Annotated in this window: 11 protein-coding genes; 8 read left to right on the forward strand and 3 right to left on the reverse strand. The window is 59.2% G+C overall.

Going from position 1 to position 14,293, the window contains the following annotated elements; genetic code table 11:
- Nucleotides 1-4 precede the first annotated feature (4 nt).
- Entirely contained in the window at nucleotides 5-2,158 is a 2,154-nt protein-coding gene (locus ACZ46I_RS05125; protein ID WP_464281654.1) for an HAD-IIB family hydrolase, read from the forward strand.
- Nucleotides 2,127-4,520, forward strand: coding sequence for a sucrose synthase (locus ACZ46I_RS05130; protein ID WP_464281655.1), 2,394 nt, complete (start codon nucleotides 2,127-2,129; stop codon nucleotides 4,518-4,520). Before ACZ46I_RS05125 ends, ACZ46I_RS05130 begins: the two co-directional genes overlap by 32 nt.
- Before the next feature lie 51 nt (nucleotides 4,521-4,571).
- On the opposite strand, the gene ACZ46I_RS05135 is transcribed toward ACZ46I_RS05130, so the two are convergent.
- Complete coding sequence (locus tag ACZ46I_RS05135) at nucleotides 4,572-5,339, reverse strand: sulfite exporter TauE/SafE family protein (protein ID WP_013506984.1); 768 nt, start codon at nucleotides 5,337-5,339, stop codon at nucleotides 4,572-4,574.
- A gap of 351 nt (nucleotides 5,340-5,690) precedes the next feature.
- Here ACZ46I_RS05135 and ACZ46I_RS05140 point away from each other — a divergent pair, with 351 nt between their 5' ends.
- Together ACZ46I_RS05140 and ACZ46I_RS05145 are read left to right on the forward strand one after the other, a co-directional pair.
- A complete protein-coding gene (locus ACZ46I_RS05140) occupies nucleotides 5,691-6,476 on the forward strand; it encodes a nitroreductase family protein (protein ID WP_464281656.1) in 786 nt (261 codons plus the stop codon).
- Nucleotide 6,477: 1 nt separating this feature from the next.
- Nucleotides 6,478-7,299 carry a hypothetical protein gene (locus ACZ46I_RS05145; protein WP_013506982.1) on the forward strand — a complete coding sequence of 274 codons (822 nt, stop codon included), beginning with the start codon at nucleotides 6,478-6,480 and terminating at the stop codon, nucleotides 7,297-7,299.
- Nucleotides 7,300-7,329: 30 nt separating this feature from the next.
- On the opposite strand, the gene ACZ46I_RS05150 is transcribed toward ACZ46I_RS05145, so the two are convergent.
- Nucleotides 7,330-7,821 (reverse strand): YajQ family cyclic di-GMP-binding protein, encoded by a 492-nt coding sequence (locus ACZ46I_RS05150; RefSeq protein ID WP_226508109.1) that lies wholly within the window; start codon nucleotides 7,819-7,821, stop codon nucleotides 7,330-7,332.
- 43 nt (nucleotides 7,822-7,864) lie between these two features.
- Nucleotides 7,865-9,145: an O-acetylhomoserine aminocarboxypropyltransferase/cysteine synthase family protein gene (locus tag ACZ46I_RS05155; protein ID WP_013506980.1), complete on the reverse strand. Its 1,281-nt coding sequence runs from the start codon at nucleotides 9,143-9,145 to the stop codon at nucleotides 7,865-7,867.
- Nucleotides 9,146-9,331: 186 nt separating this feature from the next.
- Here ACZ46I_RS05155 and hrcA point away from each other — a divergent pair, with 186 nt between their 5' ends.
- From hrcA to dnaJ, 4 genes are all read left to right on the forward strand, one after another.
- Nucleotides 9,332-10,354 carry a heat-inducible transcriptional repressor HrcA gene (gene hrcA, locus ACZ46I_RS05160; RefSeq protein ID WP_013506979.1) on the forward strand — a complete coding sequence of 341 codons (1,023 nt, stop codon included), beginning with the start codon at nucleotides 9,332-9,334 and terminating at the stop codon, nucleotides 10,352-10,354.
- 35 nt (nucleotides 10,355-10,389) lie between these two features.
- Complete coding sequence (grpE, locus tag ACZ46I_RS05165; protein ID WP_013506978.1) at nucleotides 10,390-10,914, forward strand: nucleotide exchange factor GrpE; 525 nt, start codon at nucleotides 10,390-10,392, stop codon at nucleotides 10,912-10,914.
- A 41-nt stretch (nucleotides 10,915-10,955) separates the two neighbouring features.
- Nucleotides 10,956-12,896 (forward strand): molecular chaperone DnaK, encoded by a 1,941-nt coding sequence (dnaK, locus tag ACZ46I_RS05170; protein WP_464281657.1) that lies wholly within the window; start codon nucleotides 10,956-10,958, stop codon nucleotides 12,894-12,896.
- Between the two features lie 211 nt (nucleotides 12,897-13,107).
- Complete coding sequence (gene dnaJ / locus ACZ46I_RS05175) at nucleotides 13,108-14,238, forward strand: molecular chaperone DnaJ (RefSeq protein ID WP_226508108.1); 1,131 nt, start codon at nucleotides 13,108-13,110, stop codon at nucleotides 14,236-14,238.
- Nucleotides 14,239-14,293: the final 55 nt, after the last annotated feature.

Genomic DNA, 14,293 nt, shown 5'->3' on the forward strand with positions numbered 1-14,293 from the left:
AGTTATGGAGTCAAAATACTATATCGTTCTCATCAGTATTCATGGTCTGATTCGCGGCAGGGATCTGGAGCTTGGCCGGGATGCCGACACTGGCGGGCAGAGCCTGTATGTGGTGGAACTTGCCAAAGCGCTCTCCCGTCACCCCGACGTGGGCCGGGTTGATCTGCTGACGCGTCAGGTTTTCGACCAGAAAGTGGACGAGTCCTACCGCGTTCCCGAAGAGCAGATCGACGCCAAGTCCTTTATCGTGCGCCTGCCCTGCGGGCCCCGCCGCTATCTGCGCAAGGAGGTGCTGTGGCCTTATCTGGATCAGTTCACCGATCAGGCCATTCGCCATATCCGCCGCGCGGGCCGCATTCCCCATATCATTCACGGCCACTATGCCGATGCCGGCTATGTGGGGGCGGGGCTGGCGTCACTGCTGGAGGTACCCTTTGTCTTTACCGGTCACTCCCTGGGGCGGGAGAAGCTGCGCAAGTTGCTGGAGAAGGGGCTCAGTGAGGAGGATATCCAGGAGCGCTACAATATCCGCAACCGCATTGAAGCCGAGGAATTCGCTTTGGGAGTGGCTTCCATGGTGGTGGGCAGCACCCGCCAGGAGATAACCACCCAGTACCGGCAGTACGAGAACTTTCATCCCCACAAGAAGGTGGTGATTCCACCAGGGGTCGATATCGAGCGCTTTCATCCTGAGCCCGCCGCTGCCGACAGCCGGGCGCGGCTTTTGCTGGAACCCTTTCTGCGCAGCCACGCCAAGCCCATGATCCTGGCCCTGTGCCGGCCCGACGAGCGCAAGAATATCGCCTCCCTCATTCACGCCTACGCTCAGCACCCTCGCCTGCGGGAACTGGCCAACCTGGTGCTGGTCATCGGGAACCGCGAAGATATCCGCGAGCTGGATACGGGGTCGCGCAAGGTGCTCTCCCACATGCTCCTGCTGATCGACCGCTACAATCTCTACGGCCATGTGGCCTACCCCAAACACCATGGCAGCGATGATGTTCCGGCCCTCTATCGCCTGGCGGCAGCTTCCGGTGGCGTCTTTGTCAATGTGGCTCTGACGGAACCCTTTGGCCTGACTCTCATCGAAGCGGCGGCCAGTGGCGTTCCCATTGTGGCCACCGATGATGGCGGACCCCAGGATATTGTGGGCAACTGCCACAATGGCCTGCTGGTGGATCCGCTTAATACCGGGCAGATTGCCGACTGCCTGCTGGATATTCTGGAAGATGGCAGCCGCTGGCAGGAGTATTCCCGCAGCGGTATGGAAAAGGTGCGCCAGCACTATACCTGGCACAGCCATGTGGATACCTACCTCAACCATATCCGGGCCATGACCCACCTGGAAGATCCTCACACCTACGAACTGAAGCCCATGCAGAAGTTTTCCATCATGGATCGTCTGCTGATTTGCGATATCGACAATACTCTCACCGGTGACCTGGCGGCCCTGCAGGCGCTGGTGGAGAAAATCAAGCGTAACAACCGGCGCGTGGGCTTCGGTGTGGCCACGGGGCGCCATATCGACAGCGCCCGGGCGGTGCTGCAGGAGTGGGGCGTTCCCACCCCCGATGTTTTCATTACCGCCGTGGGCAGTGAAATTCACTACGGACACAGCGGCAGGCCCGAACACTCCTGGAGCCGCCATATCGATTATCGCTGGAACCCCACCCGTATCCGCCAGGTGCTTGAAGAGGTTCCCGGCATTCGCCTGCAGGCCGACAGCGAGCAGCGCCAGTTCAAGATCAGCTACCTGCTGGACCCGGCCCTGGCTCCCAGTTTGAAGGAGATCAACCGCAAACTGCGCAAGGCCAATGTGACCGTCAATGTGGTCTTTTCCCACAACGAATTCCTGGACATCCTGCCCGTGCGGGCCTCCAAAGGGCACGCCGTGCGCTATATCGCCCTGAAGTGGGGTATGCCCCTGGAGAATATCCTGGTGGCCGGTGACTCGGGTAATGACGAAGGCATGCTGCGGGGCGGGGCGCGGGCTGTCGTCGTGGGCAATTACAGCCAGGAACTGGAAAAACTCAAAGGGCACGAGAATATCTATTTCGCCAACACCAACTTCGCGGCGGGTGTCATTGACGGCATCCGCTACTACGACTTTTTTCAGGAGGAAGACGATGCAGCGACAGGCGATTCCGGCAACCATTGAACAGGTGAAGGGCAACCTCTTTCTCTTTTTCCGCAGGATACTGGAGATGGAAAAACCGCTGGTGCTGTGCACCGAAGTGCAGAAGGCCTACACAGAGTTTGCTCCCTGCCTGGAGCAGCCCTGTGCGAAAATGGAAGTGCTGATCGGCTCTATCCAGGAGGTGATTGTCTACGCGCCCCAGCTTTACTGCGCCCTGCGCGTGGATATCGGCAAGTGGCTCTATGTGGCCTTTGATCTGGATTCGCTCCAGTACACGGTGGTGCGCAAAAGTGTCTTTCTGAGCTTCAAGGAACAGCTGGTGGGACGTGCCGCCCGGGGGGAGTGGCGTCTGCGCCTCGATGTGGAGCCCTTCAATCAGGATTTTCCCAAGGTGCAGGACGCCAGGGATATCGGCAATGGCATCGAGTATCTCAACCGCCACCTGATTGATTTCTTCGCCGATCGCGAGAGCGAGCTGGAGCACCTGCTGGAGTTCCTGACCCTCCACCGCTACAATGGCATGCAGCTTATGGTCAGCCCGCGCATCAAGGACGTGGCTGCTTTGCGTCAGTCGGTGGAGCAGGCCCTGGAAAAACTTCGCCAGTGGGAACCGCAGACCCTTTACGACGATATCGCCCATGAACTGCAGGCCCTGGGATTTGAGCGTGGCTGGGGGCGCAGTGTGGAGAGGATCCGCACCACCATGGGACTTCTGCAGGATATCCTCAGAAAGCCCGACAGCCCCGCCACGATAGAGCACTTCCTCAGCCGGGTGCCCATGATCTTCCGGGTACTGATCGTCTCGCCCCACGGCTTTTTCGGCCAGTCAAAGGTGCTGGGTTACCCCGACACCGGCGGCCAGGTTGTCTATATCCTCGACCAGGTGCGCGCCCTGGAAGCCAGAATGCGGGCCAATGTCCATGAGCAGGGCATTGATATCGAGCCGGAGATCGTGGTGCTGACCCGTCTGATTCCCGAAGCCCAGGGAACCACCTGTGATCAGCGCGAAGAGCAGATCTGGGGCACCCACAACGCCAGGATTCTGCGGGTGCCCTTCCGGGACGACCATGGCGAAGTGATTCCCCACTGGATCTCCCGTTTCCACATCTGGCCCCATCTGGAGCGCTTCGCCTTTGATTCCATCACCGAAATCCGGGGCGCCATGGGTGGACGGCCCGACCTCATCATTGGCAACTACTCCGATGGCAACCTGGTGGCCACCCTTATCTCCCAGACCCTGAAGGTCACCCAGTGCACCATCGCCCACGCCCTGGAAAAGTCCAAGTACCTCTACAGCGACCTCTACTGGGAGGACAACGAAGAGGACTACCACTTCTCCATCCAGTACACCGCCGACCTCATCGGCATGAATTCCGCCGACTTCATTATCTCCAGCACCTATCAGGAGATCGCCGGCAGCCCCACTGGCATCGGCCAGTACGAAAGCTACAAGACCTTCACCCTGCCGGGCCTCTATCAGGTAGTCAACGGCATCGACGTCTATGACACCAAGTTCAATATCATCTCTCCCGGCGCCAATGAGGAGGTCTTTTTCCCCTACACCCGGAGTGAACGGCGCCTGCACGCCCTGCACCCGGAGATTGAAGCCCTGATCTGTGGAGAACCGGATTCGGTCAGTCGCGGCAGGCTGCTGGACCCCGCAAAGCCCATTATCTTCAGCATCGCCCGCCTGGATCGGGTCAAGAACCTGACCGGCCTGGCCCGCTGGTTTGCCGCCAGTGACGAGATGCGCCAGCATGCCAACCTGGTGCTCATCGCCGGCCATGTGGACAAAGCCAACTCCAGGGATGAAGAGGAGCGCGCCCAGATTGATATCATGCACGGCATCTTCGACCAGTACGCCCTGGATGGCAGTGCCCGCTGGCTCGGCATACAGCTGGAAAAGCAGATGACCGGCGAGCTCTACCGCTATATTGCCGACGGACGGGGCATCTTTGTGCAGCCCGCCCTCTTTGAAGCCTTCGGCCTGACCGTCATCGAAGCCATGACCACCGGCCTGCCCGTCTTTGCCACCACCTTCGGCGGGCCGCTGGAAATCATTCGCCACGGCGAGTCGGGCTTCCACATCGACCCCACCGATGACGAAGCCAGCACCGCCGTCATTGTCGACTTTCTGCGGGAGTCGGCCCGCAATCCCGCCAGCTGGGACGCCATATCGCGCAGCGCCATCGCCAGGGTGGAGGAAAAGTACAACTGGCCCCACTACGTTGACCGTCTGATGACCCTGGCCAAGGTGTACGGCTTCTGGAAACACATGACCAAAAAAGACCGCGAGGAGATTCGCCGCTATATTGAAATGTTCTATGGATTGATGTACCGCCCGCTGGTGCAGCGGTTTATGACAGGCCCCGGCCAGCAGTGAAAAACTGCGACACTCTTCGGAAGCAGGGTGTGGAACTTCAGGGCGCAGTCGCTACGCCAGCTGCTGCAGAAAGAACTGCACCACCAGCAGGCAGGCTACCACGGCCAGCAGCCAGTGCAGCCAGCGTTTGTAGGTGGCCACGGGCAGTCGATCCCGTAAGCGCATGCCGAAGAGCAGACAGGCCACGGAAAGGGCCAGCAGCGGCAGGGAGAAGAGCATCAGCTCAATGCTGATCTGTCCGAGGGAGGCAAAGGTGATGGTCTGGGATATTTTGCCCACCAGAAAGCACAGGTTGAGGATCTGTACCATGGCCAGGGGGGGCAGGCTCAGCTCCAGCAGGTAGATCAGCAGAATGGGGCCGCTGACATTGACAGTTCCTCCCAGCAGGCCAGCCACAAAACCGGTTCCCACGGTACTGGAGCGGGGGTGCCTGTGCAGGAACTGGAATGAGATGCGGGTGGAGCGCAGGGTGGTGTACAGGTAGAAAAACAGCGCAAAGGCCAGGATCAGGCGAAAGGGGTTGGGGTCGGAATTCACCAGGATAATGGTCCCCAGGACGCTGCCGGTCAGCATGAACAGGGCCAGGGGCCAGTAACGGCCGATGCTCTGGGCCCACTGCCCGCCCCGGTAGATGCTCATCACATTGACGACGATATTGGGAACCAGAGTGACGATAATCGCTGTCTGCACGTCTGTCACCAGGGCAATCAGCGGGGTTACCACCATGGGAAATCCGATCCCCAGCGCGCCGTGGATAAATGCCGCCAGGGCGACTGCCGAAAGAACCCAGAGTATGGCTTCCAGTGAGAGAGCGTCCATGAAAACTCCGCTGCGAAGAATTGACAGAAGTGAATTTATACGCCAAGGGGCTGGTCAGCGACAAGGTTTTTGATGCGTCCGGTGCAACGGCGCGGCCGTGGCCTTTGTGACTTTTCTCCCGATCTGCCCGTCCCTGATGGCTTTTGTGCTATGCTTCCCCATAAATAACTCTTCACGGTGTAGCAGCATTCGCGCCCGCATTCCTCACGGAGACACTCGCTTTCGTCCGAGGACCTACGTCTCCGCCGCTCGCCATCCGGGCTCGCTCTCGGAACACAGGCGCTCCTGCTGAAATACAACTGCGAGACCGTGAATGGTTACCCCCATAATAACAACGTTCGGGAGGGAGTCATGCTGCAGGTCGATTCACAACGATGCCGGCGCGACGGTCACTGCGTCAATGTCTGCCCGGTGGCCATTATTCACCAGGATGAGCAGGGGTATCCCTGTGCCCGTGAAGATCGCGCGGGGTTGTGCATTGCGTGTGGCCACTGCGTGGCCGTGTGTCCCCACGATGCGCTGCGTCACGAAGGGCTTCCGGATGAGGGGTTTGAAGTTGCCGACGAAGGGGCACTGCCGACGGCAGAGAGTCTCGGCCAGCTGATTCGTCAGCGTCGCTCCGTGCGGGTTTTTCGCGACAAGCCCGTCGATACTGCGATTTTCGAAGCCATTCTGGCGGAGGCGCGCTTTGCTCCCACTGCCAAAAACGAGCAGTATCTCACCTGGACCATCTGGCACGACAGTGCCCGGGTGCGAAGCCTGGCCACGGAGCTGGCCTCCTGGTTTCTGGCCAAACGCAGGAACCCGCTGATCAGCGAAGCACTGCAGCAGGGGCGCGATCCCATGCTGCGCGGCGCTCCCCATCTGGTCATGGTGAGTGCTCCCCGCGAGAAGCCCTGGGCTCAGGTGGACGGCACCATTGCCCTGACCTGTTTTGAACTGCTGGCCAAAACCCATGGTTTGGGCGTGTGCTGGGCCGGTTTGCTGCAGTATGTGGTTGAGGCCGACAGGGAGTTCGCGGCCCGTGTGGACCTGCTGCCGGGGCACCGTTTCTGCGGAGCCCTGATGCTTGGCTATCCGCGCGTGGCCTGTCATCGCATCCCTCCCCGCAACGAGGCCCGGGTCAGGATGGTGTGAGGTGCTGGGGAGTATCGAGTCCTTTGTCAGTGACTTTGTCCTTCGTCACCCGCTGAATCGCCTGCCCGGTGGCGGGAGCGGGGCCATGTTCGATGCCCCGCTGGTGGGCTGCGCTGCCGCCGATGATGAACTTTTTGATCAGTACAAGCAGATCATCGGTTTCTTTCATCTGACTCCCCGTGAGCTGGTGGCGGCCCAGCAGGAAAGCTGGCAGCCCCGCGCGGTGATCAGCTGGATTCTGCCGTCGACGGAAGCGGTGCGTACCGCCAACGCCCAGGAGGCGACCTTCCCCGCGTATCTCTGGTCGCATATGCGCAGCCGGGGCGAGGATATCAACATGGAGCTGCGTCGCGCCCTTGCGGATTTTCTCCGGGAGCAGGGTGGGCAGGCGCTGGTTCCCCAACTTTCCCCGGCGTGGCAGAAATTTGAGGACACGCCTGTGGGCATCGCTTCAAGCTGGTCCGAACGCCACGCGGCCTATGCCGCCGGGCTGGGAACCTTCTCCATCAGCGATGGCCTGATCAGCGCCAGGGGGATTGCCCATCGCTGCGGCAGTGTCGTGACCAGCCTTGAGGTGGAGGTCACTCCCCGTCCCTACTCTTTTCATGGTGAATACTGTCTGTATATGCGAAACGGGACCTGCCTGGCCTGTGCCGGACGCTGTCCCGTTCACGCTATCGGCCCCGCGGGGCACGAGAAGGATATCTGTAATGGCTATGTGTATGGCACCACCCAGCAAGCCCTGGAGGGCCGGTACGATCTGCCCCAGATAGGCTGCGGGCTCTGCCAGACCGGGGTTCCCTGCTCCGGGCGCATTCCCTGACCGGCAGTCGGAAAGCAGCCGCCTGCTGCGTTAGCTGCGCATGTTCACGTACTGCAGGGGGATGTCCAGGTTGGCGTTTTTCATCACCTGAATGATCTCCTGCAGGTCGTCGATCTTCTTGGCGGTGACCCGCACCTGCTCATCCTGAATGGCCGCCTGCACCTTCAGGCCGGTCTCCTTGATCATCTTGACCACTTTTTTGGCCGTCTCCTTGTCGATGCCCTCCTGAATGCGGGCGTGGACGCGGATCATATTGCCGGAAGCCTTTTCTGCCTCGTCGAAGGCAAAGACCTTGGGGTCCACACTGCGCTTGATGCAGTTGGAGATGATGGAGTCCTTGATGGCGCGCAGCTTCATGTCATCCTCGGTGAGGATGGTGATGGCCTTGTCCTTCTTGTTGAGGATGATTTCGCTCTTGCTGCCCCGGAAGTCGTAGCGGCTTTCCACGAGCTTGCTGGTCATATTGATGGCGTTGTCCACTTCCTGCAGATCAACCTGGCTGACAATGTCAAACGATGGCATGGGTTCCTCCTGTGCAACTGGGAATACTGGTGAAGCGGCAGTGCTACTGCAGTGCCTGTTCGATATCGGCGATGATGTCGTCCACATTCTCGATGCCGATGGAGAGGCGGATGTAGTCGTCGCTGATGCCGGCGGCGCGGCGCTCCTCGGTGGTCATCTGGCGGTGGGTGGTGCTGGCGGGGTGGCTGACCACGGTGCGGGCGTCACCGATATTCACCAGGTGGATGATCATCTGCACCTTTTCCAGAAAACGCTTGCCGGCTTCCAGTCCGCCCTTGATGCCAAAGCCGATAACTCCGCCACAGCGCCCGTCAAGATAGGCCTGGGCGCGCTGGTGGTCGCGGTGGGAGGGCAGGCCGGGATAGTTGACCCAGTTGACGGCGGGGTGGTTTTCCAGGAAGCGGGCCACCTTCAGGGCGTTGTCGGTATGCTTTTCCATGCGCAGGGGCAGGCTTTCCATGCCCTCCATGGTCAGAAAGGCGTTGAAGGGGGCGATGGCACAGCCCATGTCACGCAGCAGCTGTACCCGAGCCTTGATGCAGAAGGCCATGCCGCGAGCGGCAGCCTGGTCGTGATCGCCGAAGGCACTCCAGTACTGAACGCCATGGTAGGAGGGGTCGGGCTCGGTGAATTCGGCGAATCTGCCGTTGTTCCAGGGGAAGTCGCCCTTTTCCACGATAACGCCACCGATGCTGGAGCCGTTGCCACTCATGTATTTGGTGGTTGAGTAGACGGCGATGTCGGCGCCGTGGTCAAAGGGCTGGAAGATGATGGGGGAGACAGTATTGTCCACGATCAGGGGCAGGCCCAGCTCGTGGGCGATGGCGGCAATGGCGTCCATGTCGTCCACGTTGTTGCCGGGGTTGCCGATGGACTCCATGTAGAAGGCGCGGGTGTTTTCGTCGGCAGCGCGGCGGTAGTTCTCGGGGTTCGAGGAGTCCACAAAGCGCACCTCGATGCCCATGCGGGCAAAGGTATGGCGGAAGAGATTGTAGGTGCCGCCGTAGAGGCAGGAGGTGGAGACGATGTTCTGGCCGCAGCGGGCGATATTGAGGATGCTGAGCATGATGGCCGACATGCCCGAGGAAAGGGCCAGGGCGGCAGTGCCTTTGGATACGGCAGCCACGCGCTTTTCCAGCACTTCCTGGGTGGGATTGTTGATGCGGGAATAGATGAAACCGAATTCCTTGAGGTCGAAGAGGTTAGCGGCGTGTTCGGGGCTTTTGAACTCATAGGCGGCCGTCTGGTAAAGAGGGGCGATGCAGGCGCCGGTGTGGTCGGGGCGGTAGCCGCCGTGCAGGAGCTGGCTTTCGATGTGCTTCATATGCAATTCCTCCAGTATTTCAAAATGAACTCAGCAATGACGAACAGAGAAAAAATATAGCGCAAACTCGGTCAATATCCTACCACAACCACGGGGGAAACATCTTGACAAAAACTCTGCCGCCACTATAGTATGCCCCGTGTTGGCACTCAACTTCAAGGAGTGCCAATTGCAAGGAGCAGCGCAATGAGTGTATTTGATGAAAGAAGCCAGGTGATCTTGCAGGACATCGTGCGCCTCTACATCGACTCCCAGGAGCCGGTGGGATCACGTACGCTCTCGCGTCAGTCCTCCATCAGGCTCAGTGCCTCCTCCATTCGCAATGTCATGAGCGATCTGGAGTACATGGGCTTTATCACCCAGCCCCATACGTCGGCGGGACGGATTCCCACGGACAGTGGGTACCGTTTTTATGTGGATACACTCATCACCCAAAAGCGTGAGCAGCGCAAACAGCAGGACTACAGTAATGTCTCCGATTCCCTCAGCCGCAAGGCCGACGACAAGAGCCAGCTGTTGCAGGAGACTTCCCGCGTCCTGTCGGCCATGACCGGTTGTATGGCCCTTGTGAGTGCGCCACGGCTGTCCCAGCTGCCGATCCGTCAGGTCAGTTTTCTGGGGCTGGGAGGCAAACGCCTGCTGGTGGTCCTGGTGACGGAGTCCGGCATGGTGCAGAACGCGGTGATTACCACCGAAGCAGAGTTGCGGGCCGATGATCTGGAAAAGATCAATCGCTTTGTCAATGAGCACCTGGTGGGAATATCCCTGCAGGAAGCCCAGCGCAAGCTGCGGGTGATCCTGGAGCGGGAGATGCGCCAGTTTCGCAGCCTGATGGAAAAGCTGAGTGTCCACACCCAGAGCAGTGATCAGCAGGTGTATATGGAAGGTCTGCTGCGCATGCTGGATGGCCGCAGGGTGGAGGATATCCAGAAAATCCAGGATCTGGTGAAGGGCTTTGAAGAGAAGAAGATGATCTTCGACGTCATTGATCACAGCCTGAAGGCCCAGGGTATCAAGATCTTCATCGGTGCGGAAAATCCGGTGGAGGACATGAGCGATTATTCAGTGGTCGTGCGCAATTACGGCAGCGATGAACAGGCTCCGCTGGGGGCTATCGGCGTTATTGGTCCCAAGTCCATGAACTATCAGCACGTGATTGATATCGTGGACATAACCGCGTCCTGCCTGGACGACCTGATGAAGTCGTGAAGAGACAAGAACAATACAAGAGGTGAAGGAACATCATGTCCGAACACAACACAAACGAGGCATCAGAACAGGCTCAGTCGCCAGCTGAAGGAGCCACTCCCGACGAGGGTGCCGCGCTGGCCAATCTGGAGAAGCGGGTTCAGGAGAAAGAAGAGCAGCTGCTGCGTCTGCATGCCGAGTTTGAGAACTTCAAGAAGCGCAACAACAAGGAACGCCATGACGCCGTGCGCTTCGCTAACCAGCAGATCATCAAAGACCTGCTGACCATGCTGGATAACCTTGATCTGGCCATCTCGCACATTCCCGCTGGCGATGAAGCGTACAAGGCCATTCGCGATGGAGTGGAGATGACCCGCAAGCAGTTCGCCAATCTGCTGGAAAAGTACGGCCTGCAGGAAGTGCCCACCGATGGCGAGTTCGACCCCAACCATCACGAAGCTGTCATGCAGGAAGCATCGCCAGACCATGAGAACAACCATATAGTGGCAGTACTGCAGAAAGGCTACCTGCTCCACGATCGCGTAGTTCGCCCCGCCATGGTCAAGGTCTGCAAAAAGTAAACTCACAACATATCTGAATAAGGAATAATGGAGGATACATCATGGGTAAAGTAATCGGAATAGACCTGGGCACCACAAACTCCTGTGTTGCCGTCATGGAAGGTGGCGATGCCAAAGTTATCGCCAATGCTGAAGGAAACCGCACCACGCCAAGCATCGTGGCATTCACCGACAAGGACGAGCGCCTGGTGGGACTGACCGCCAAGCGTCAGGCCATCACCAACCCCGAAAACACCCTGTTTGCCATCAAGCGCTACATCGGGCGCAAATACGACTCCGACATCGTGCAGCGCGACGTCAAGAGCCTGCCCTTTAAACTCTCAGGCGCCTCCAACGGCGACGTGCGCATCGGAGCCCAGGGCAAGGACTACTCGCCCCAGGAAATCAGCGCCATGGTCCTGCAGAAGATGAAGCAGACCGCCGAGGACTATCTGGGTGAGACGGTGACCGAAGCGGTCATCACTGTGCCCGCCTACTTCAACGACTCCCAGCGCCAGGCCACCAAGGATGCCGGCAAGATTGCCGGCCTGGAAGTGCTGCGCATCATCAACGAGCCCACTGCCGCGGCTCTGGCCTACGGCATGGACAAAAAGGGCGACGAAGTCGTGGCCGTCTTTGACCTGGGCGGTGGAACCTTTGACGTTTCCATCCTGGAAATCAGCGAAGGCGTTTTCGAAGTCAAGTCCACCAATGGCGACACCCACCTGGGTGGCGAAGACTTTGACCAGCGCATTCTCAACTATGTGGCCGACGAGTTCAAAAAAGAGAGCGGCATCGACCTGCGTAACGATAAAATGGCCCTGCAGCGCCTGAAAGAAGCTGCTGAAAAAGCCAAGCACGAGCTTTCCGGCTCCATGGAGACGGAAATCAACCTGCCCTTCATCACCATGGACGCCAGCGGCCCCAAACACCTGCAGATCAAACTGACCCGCGCCAAGCTGGAGCAGCTGGTGGAAGACCTCGTCGAGCGCACCATCGAGCCCTGCCGCAAGGCACTCAAGGATGCCGGTCTGAAAGCCTCTGACATTGACGAGGTTATCCTGGTGGGCGGCATGACCCGCATGCCCAAAGTGCAGCAGAAGGTCAAGGAGTTCTTCGGCAAGGAGCCCCACAAGGGCGTGAACCCCGACGAAGTGGTCGCCATTGGTGCCGCCATTCAGGCCGGTGTTCTGAAAGGCGACGTCAAGGACGTGCTCCTGCTGGACGTAACCCCCCTGAGTCTGGGCATCGAGACCCTGGGCGGCGTCATGACCAAGGTCATCGAGCGCAACACCACGATTCCCACCAAGCGCTCCCAGGTGTTCTCCACTGCCGCCGACAACCAGACTTCCGTCAGCGTGCATGTCCTGCAGGGTGAACGGGAAATGGCTGCCGATAACAAGTCCCTCGGACGCTTTGACCTGGTGGACATCCCCCCCGCGCCTCGCGGCATGCCCCAGATCGAAGTCACCTTCGACATCGATGCCAACGGTATCGTCTCCGTATCCGCCAAGGATATGGGTACCGGCAAGCAGCAGTCCATCGTCATCCGCGACTCCAGCGGTCTCTCCGACGAGGAGATTGAAAAGATGGTCAAGGACGCCGAGCTGCATGCCGATGAAGACAAGCGCAAAAAAGAGCGCATCGAGACGCTGAACCAGGCCGATACCCTGGTCTACTCCACCGAGAAGGCCATGGGCGAACATGGTGACAAGCTGCAGCCTGAAGACAAGGGCCGCATTGAAGAGAAGCTTGCCGCCCTCAAGAACCTGATCCAGGACACCGGCGCCAGCAAAGAGCAGCTTGAAGCGGCCACCAAGGAGCTTTCCGAAGCCTCCATGAAGCTGGGCGAAATCGTCTATCAGCAGGCTCAACAGGAGCAGCAGGCTGGTGAGAGCCAGGCGGATGCCTCTGGAGATGCCGGCGCGTCTGAAGGCAATAAAGCCGACGACGATGTGGTGGATGCCGAGTTTGAGGACATGGACGACAAAGAGAAGAAGTAAGCGCACTCGCCGTCCCCGGCTCAGCCGGGGACGGCTTCTTCCTTGCTTGAGCGAACTGACACGAATGCACGCGGGAGTGGCTCCAGGTCCGATGCATTGGTGTCAGTTTGTTTCCAGGGGTAACTTCCGGGGAATTGCAGACCACCTTCCCCTGTGATACAACCCCTCTTTCTTCAACTGAGACAACCCAAACAAACCAGGATACGCACACATGGCAAAACGTGATTACTACGAAGTACTCGAGGTCAACAAGAACGCCTCGGAGACCGAAATAAAAAAGGCTTACCGCAAGCTGGCCATCCAGTACCACCCTGATAAGAATCCGGGGGACAAGGAAGCCGAGGAGAAGTTCAAGGAAGCCAGCGAAGCCTACGAGGTGCTCAGCGACCCCCAGAAGCGCACCCAGTACGATCAGTTCGGCCACTCCACCAACGGCGGTTTCGGAAACTACCAGAGCCATGGTTACAGCAATGTCAACTTCGAAGACATCTTTGGTGACTTCGAGGATATCTTCAATATGTTCGGCGGCGGAGGTTCACGCCGCTCTTCCGGTCGCAGCGGCACTCAGCGTCGCCAGGGCTCCGACCTGCTCTTTGAACTGGAAATCACCTTTGAGGAAGCGGCCTTCGGGGCTACCCGGCAGATCAAGGTTCCCAAAATGGAAACCTGCACCAAATGCGGTGGCAGCGGTGCCAACTCCCCCGAGGATGTGGAGACCTGCGCCACCTGTGGCGGACGCGGCCAGGTGCGCCGCACCCAGGGCTTCTTCAGCCTGACCCAGACCTGCCCCGACTGCCGTGGTGCCGGCAGGAAGATCAAGAACAAGTGCTCCCACTGCCATGGTGTCGGCAAGGTGCGGGTGGAAAAATCCCTCTCTGTCAATATCCCCGCCGGAGTGGAGACCGGCAACCGCCTGCGCCTCAATGGCGAAGGGGAGAGCGGCCAGAACGGCGGCCCCGCAGGTGACCTGTACATCCAGCTGACCGTGAAGCCCCATGCCATCTTCGAGCGCGAAGGCAATAACGTCTACTGCGATGTCCCCGTCTCTTTCGTCACCGTGACCCTGGGCGGAGAAGTGGAAGTGCCGACACTGACCGGGAAAGCCAAACTGAAGATTCCCGAAGGCACCCAGACCGGCAAGATATTCCGCCTCAAGGGCAAGGGCATTGCCGATATCCACGGACGTACCATTGGCGACCAGCTGGTGCGCATTGTGGTGCACACCCCCACTAAACTGAGCGCTCGCCAGAAAGAGCTGCTGCTTGAGCTGCAGAAGGAGCTGGGTGACAGTGCCGCATCGGGCAATGGGTTCTGGGATAAGGTCAAGGGAATGTTTGAATAGCGGCCCCGCTTGCCGCAAGTAGAGAAAATTTCGCCCGCGCCCCCCTGGGGTTGCG

This window comes from Desulfurispirillum alkaliphilum (genome assembly GCF_055378285.1).

Excerpts from the sequence above, each read along its gene's own strand:
- ACZ46I_RS05140 (WP_464281656.1), top strand. The coding sequence starts at position 5,691 with ATGCTGCAGGTCGATTCACAACGATGCCGGCGCGACGGTCACTGCGTC.
- grpE (WP_013506978.1), top strand. The coding sequence starts at position 10,390 with ATGTCCGAACACAACACAAACGAGGCATCAGAACAGGCTCAGTCGCCA.
- ACZ46I_RS05150 (WP_226508109.1), bottom strand. The coding sequence starts at position 7,821 with ATGCCATCGTTTGACATTGTCAGCCAGGTTGATCTGCAGGAAGTGGAC.
- ACZ46I_RS05135 (WP_013506984.1), bottom strand. The coding sequence starts at position 5,339 with ATGGACGCTCTCTCACTGGAAGCCATACTCTGGGTTCTTTCGGCAGTC.
- ACZ46I_RS05155 (WP_013506980.1), bottom strand. The coding sequence starts at position 9,145 with ATGAAGCACATCGAAAGCCAGCTCCTGCACGGCGGCTACCGCCCCGAC.
- ACZ46I_RS05125 (WP_464281654.1), top strand. The coding sequence starts at position 5 with ATGGAGTCAAAATACTATATCGTTCTCATCAGTATTCATGGTCTGATT.
- hrcA (WP_013506979.1), top strand. The coding sequence starts at position 9,332 with ATGAGTGTATTTGATGAAAGAAGCCAGGTGATCTTGCAGGACATCGTG.
- ACZ46I_RS05130 (WP_464281655.1), top strand. The coding sequence starts at position 2,127 with ATGCAGCGACAGGCGATTCCGGCAACCATTGAACAGGTGAAGGGCAAC.
- dnaK (WP_464281657.1), top strand. The coding sequence starts at position 10,956 with ATGGGTAAAGTAATCGGAATAGACCTGGGCACCACAAACTCCTGTGTT.
- dnaJ (WP_226508108.1), top strand. The coding sequence starts at position 13,108 with ATGGCAAAACGTGATTACTACGAAGTACTCGAGGTCAACAAGAACGCC.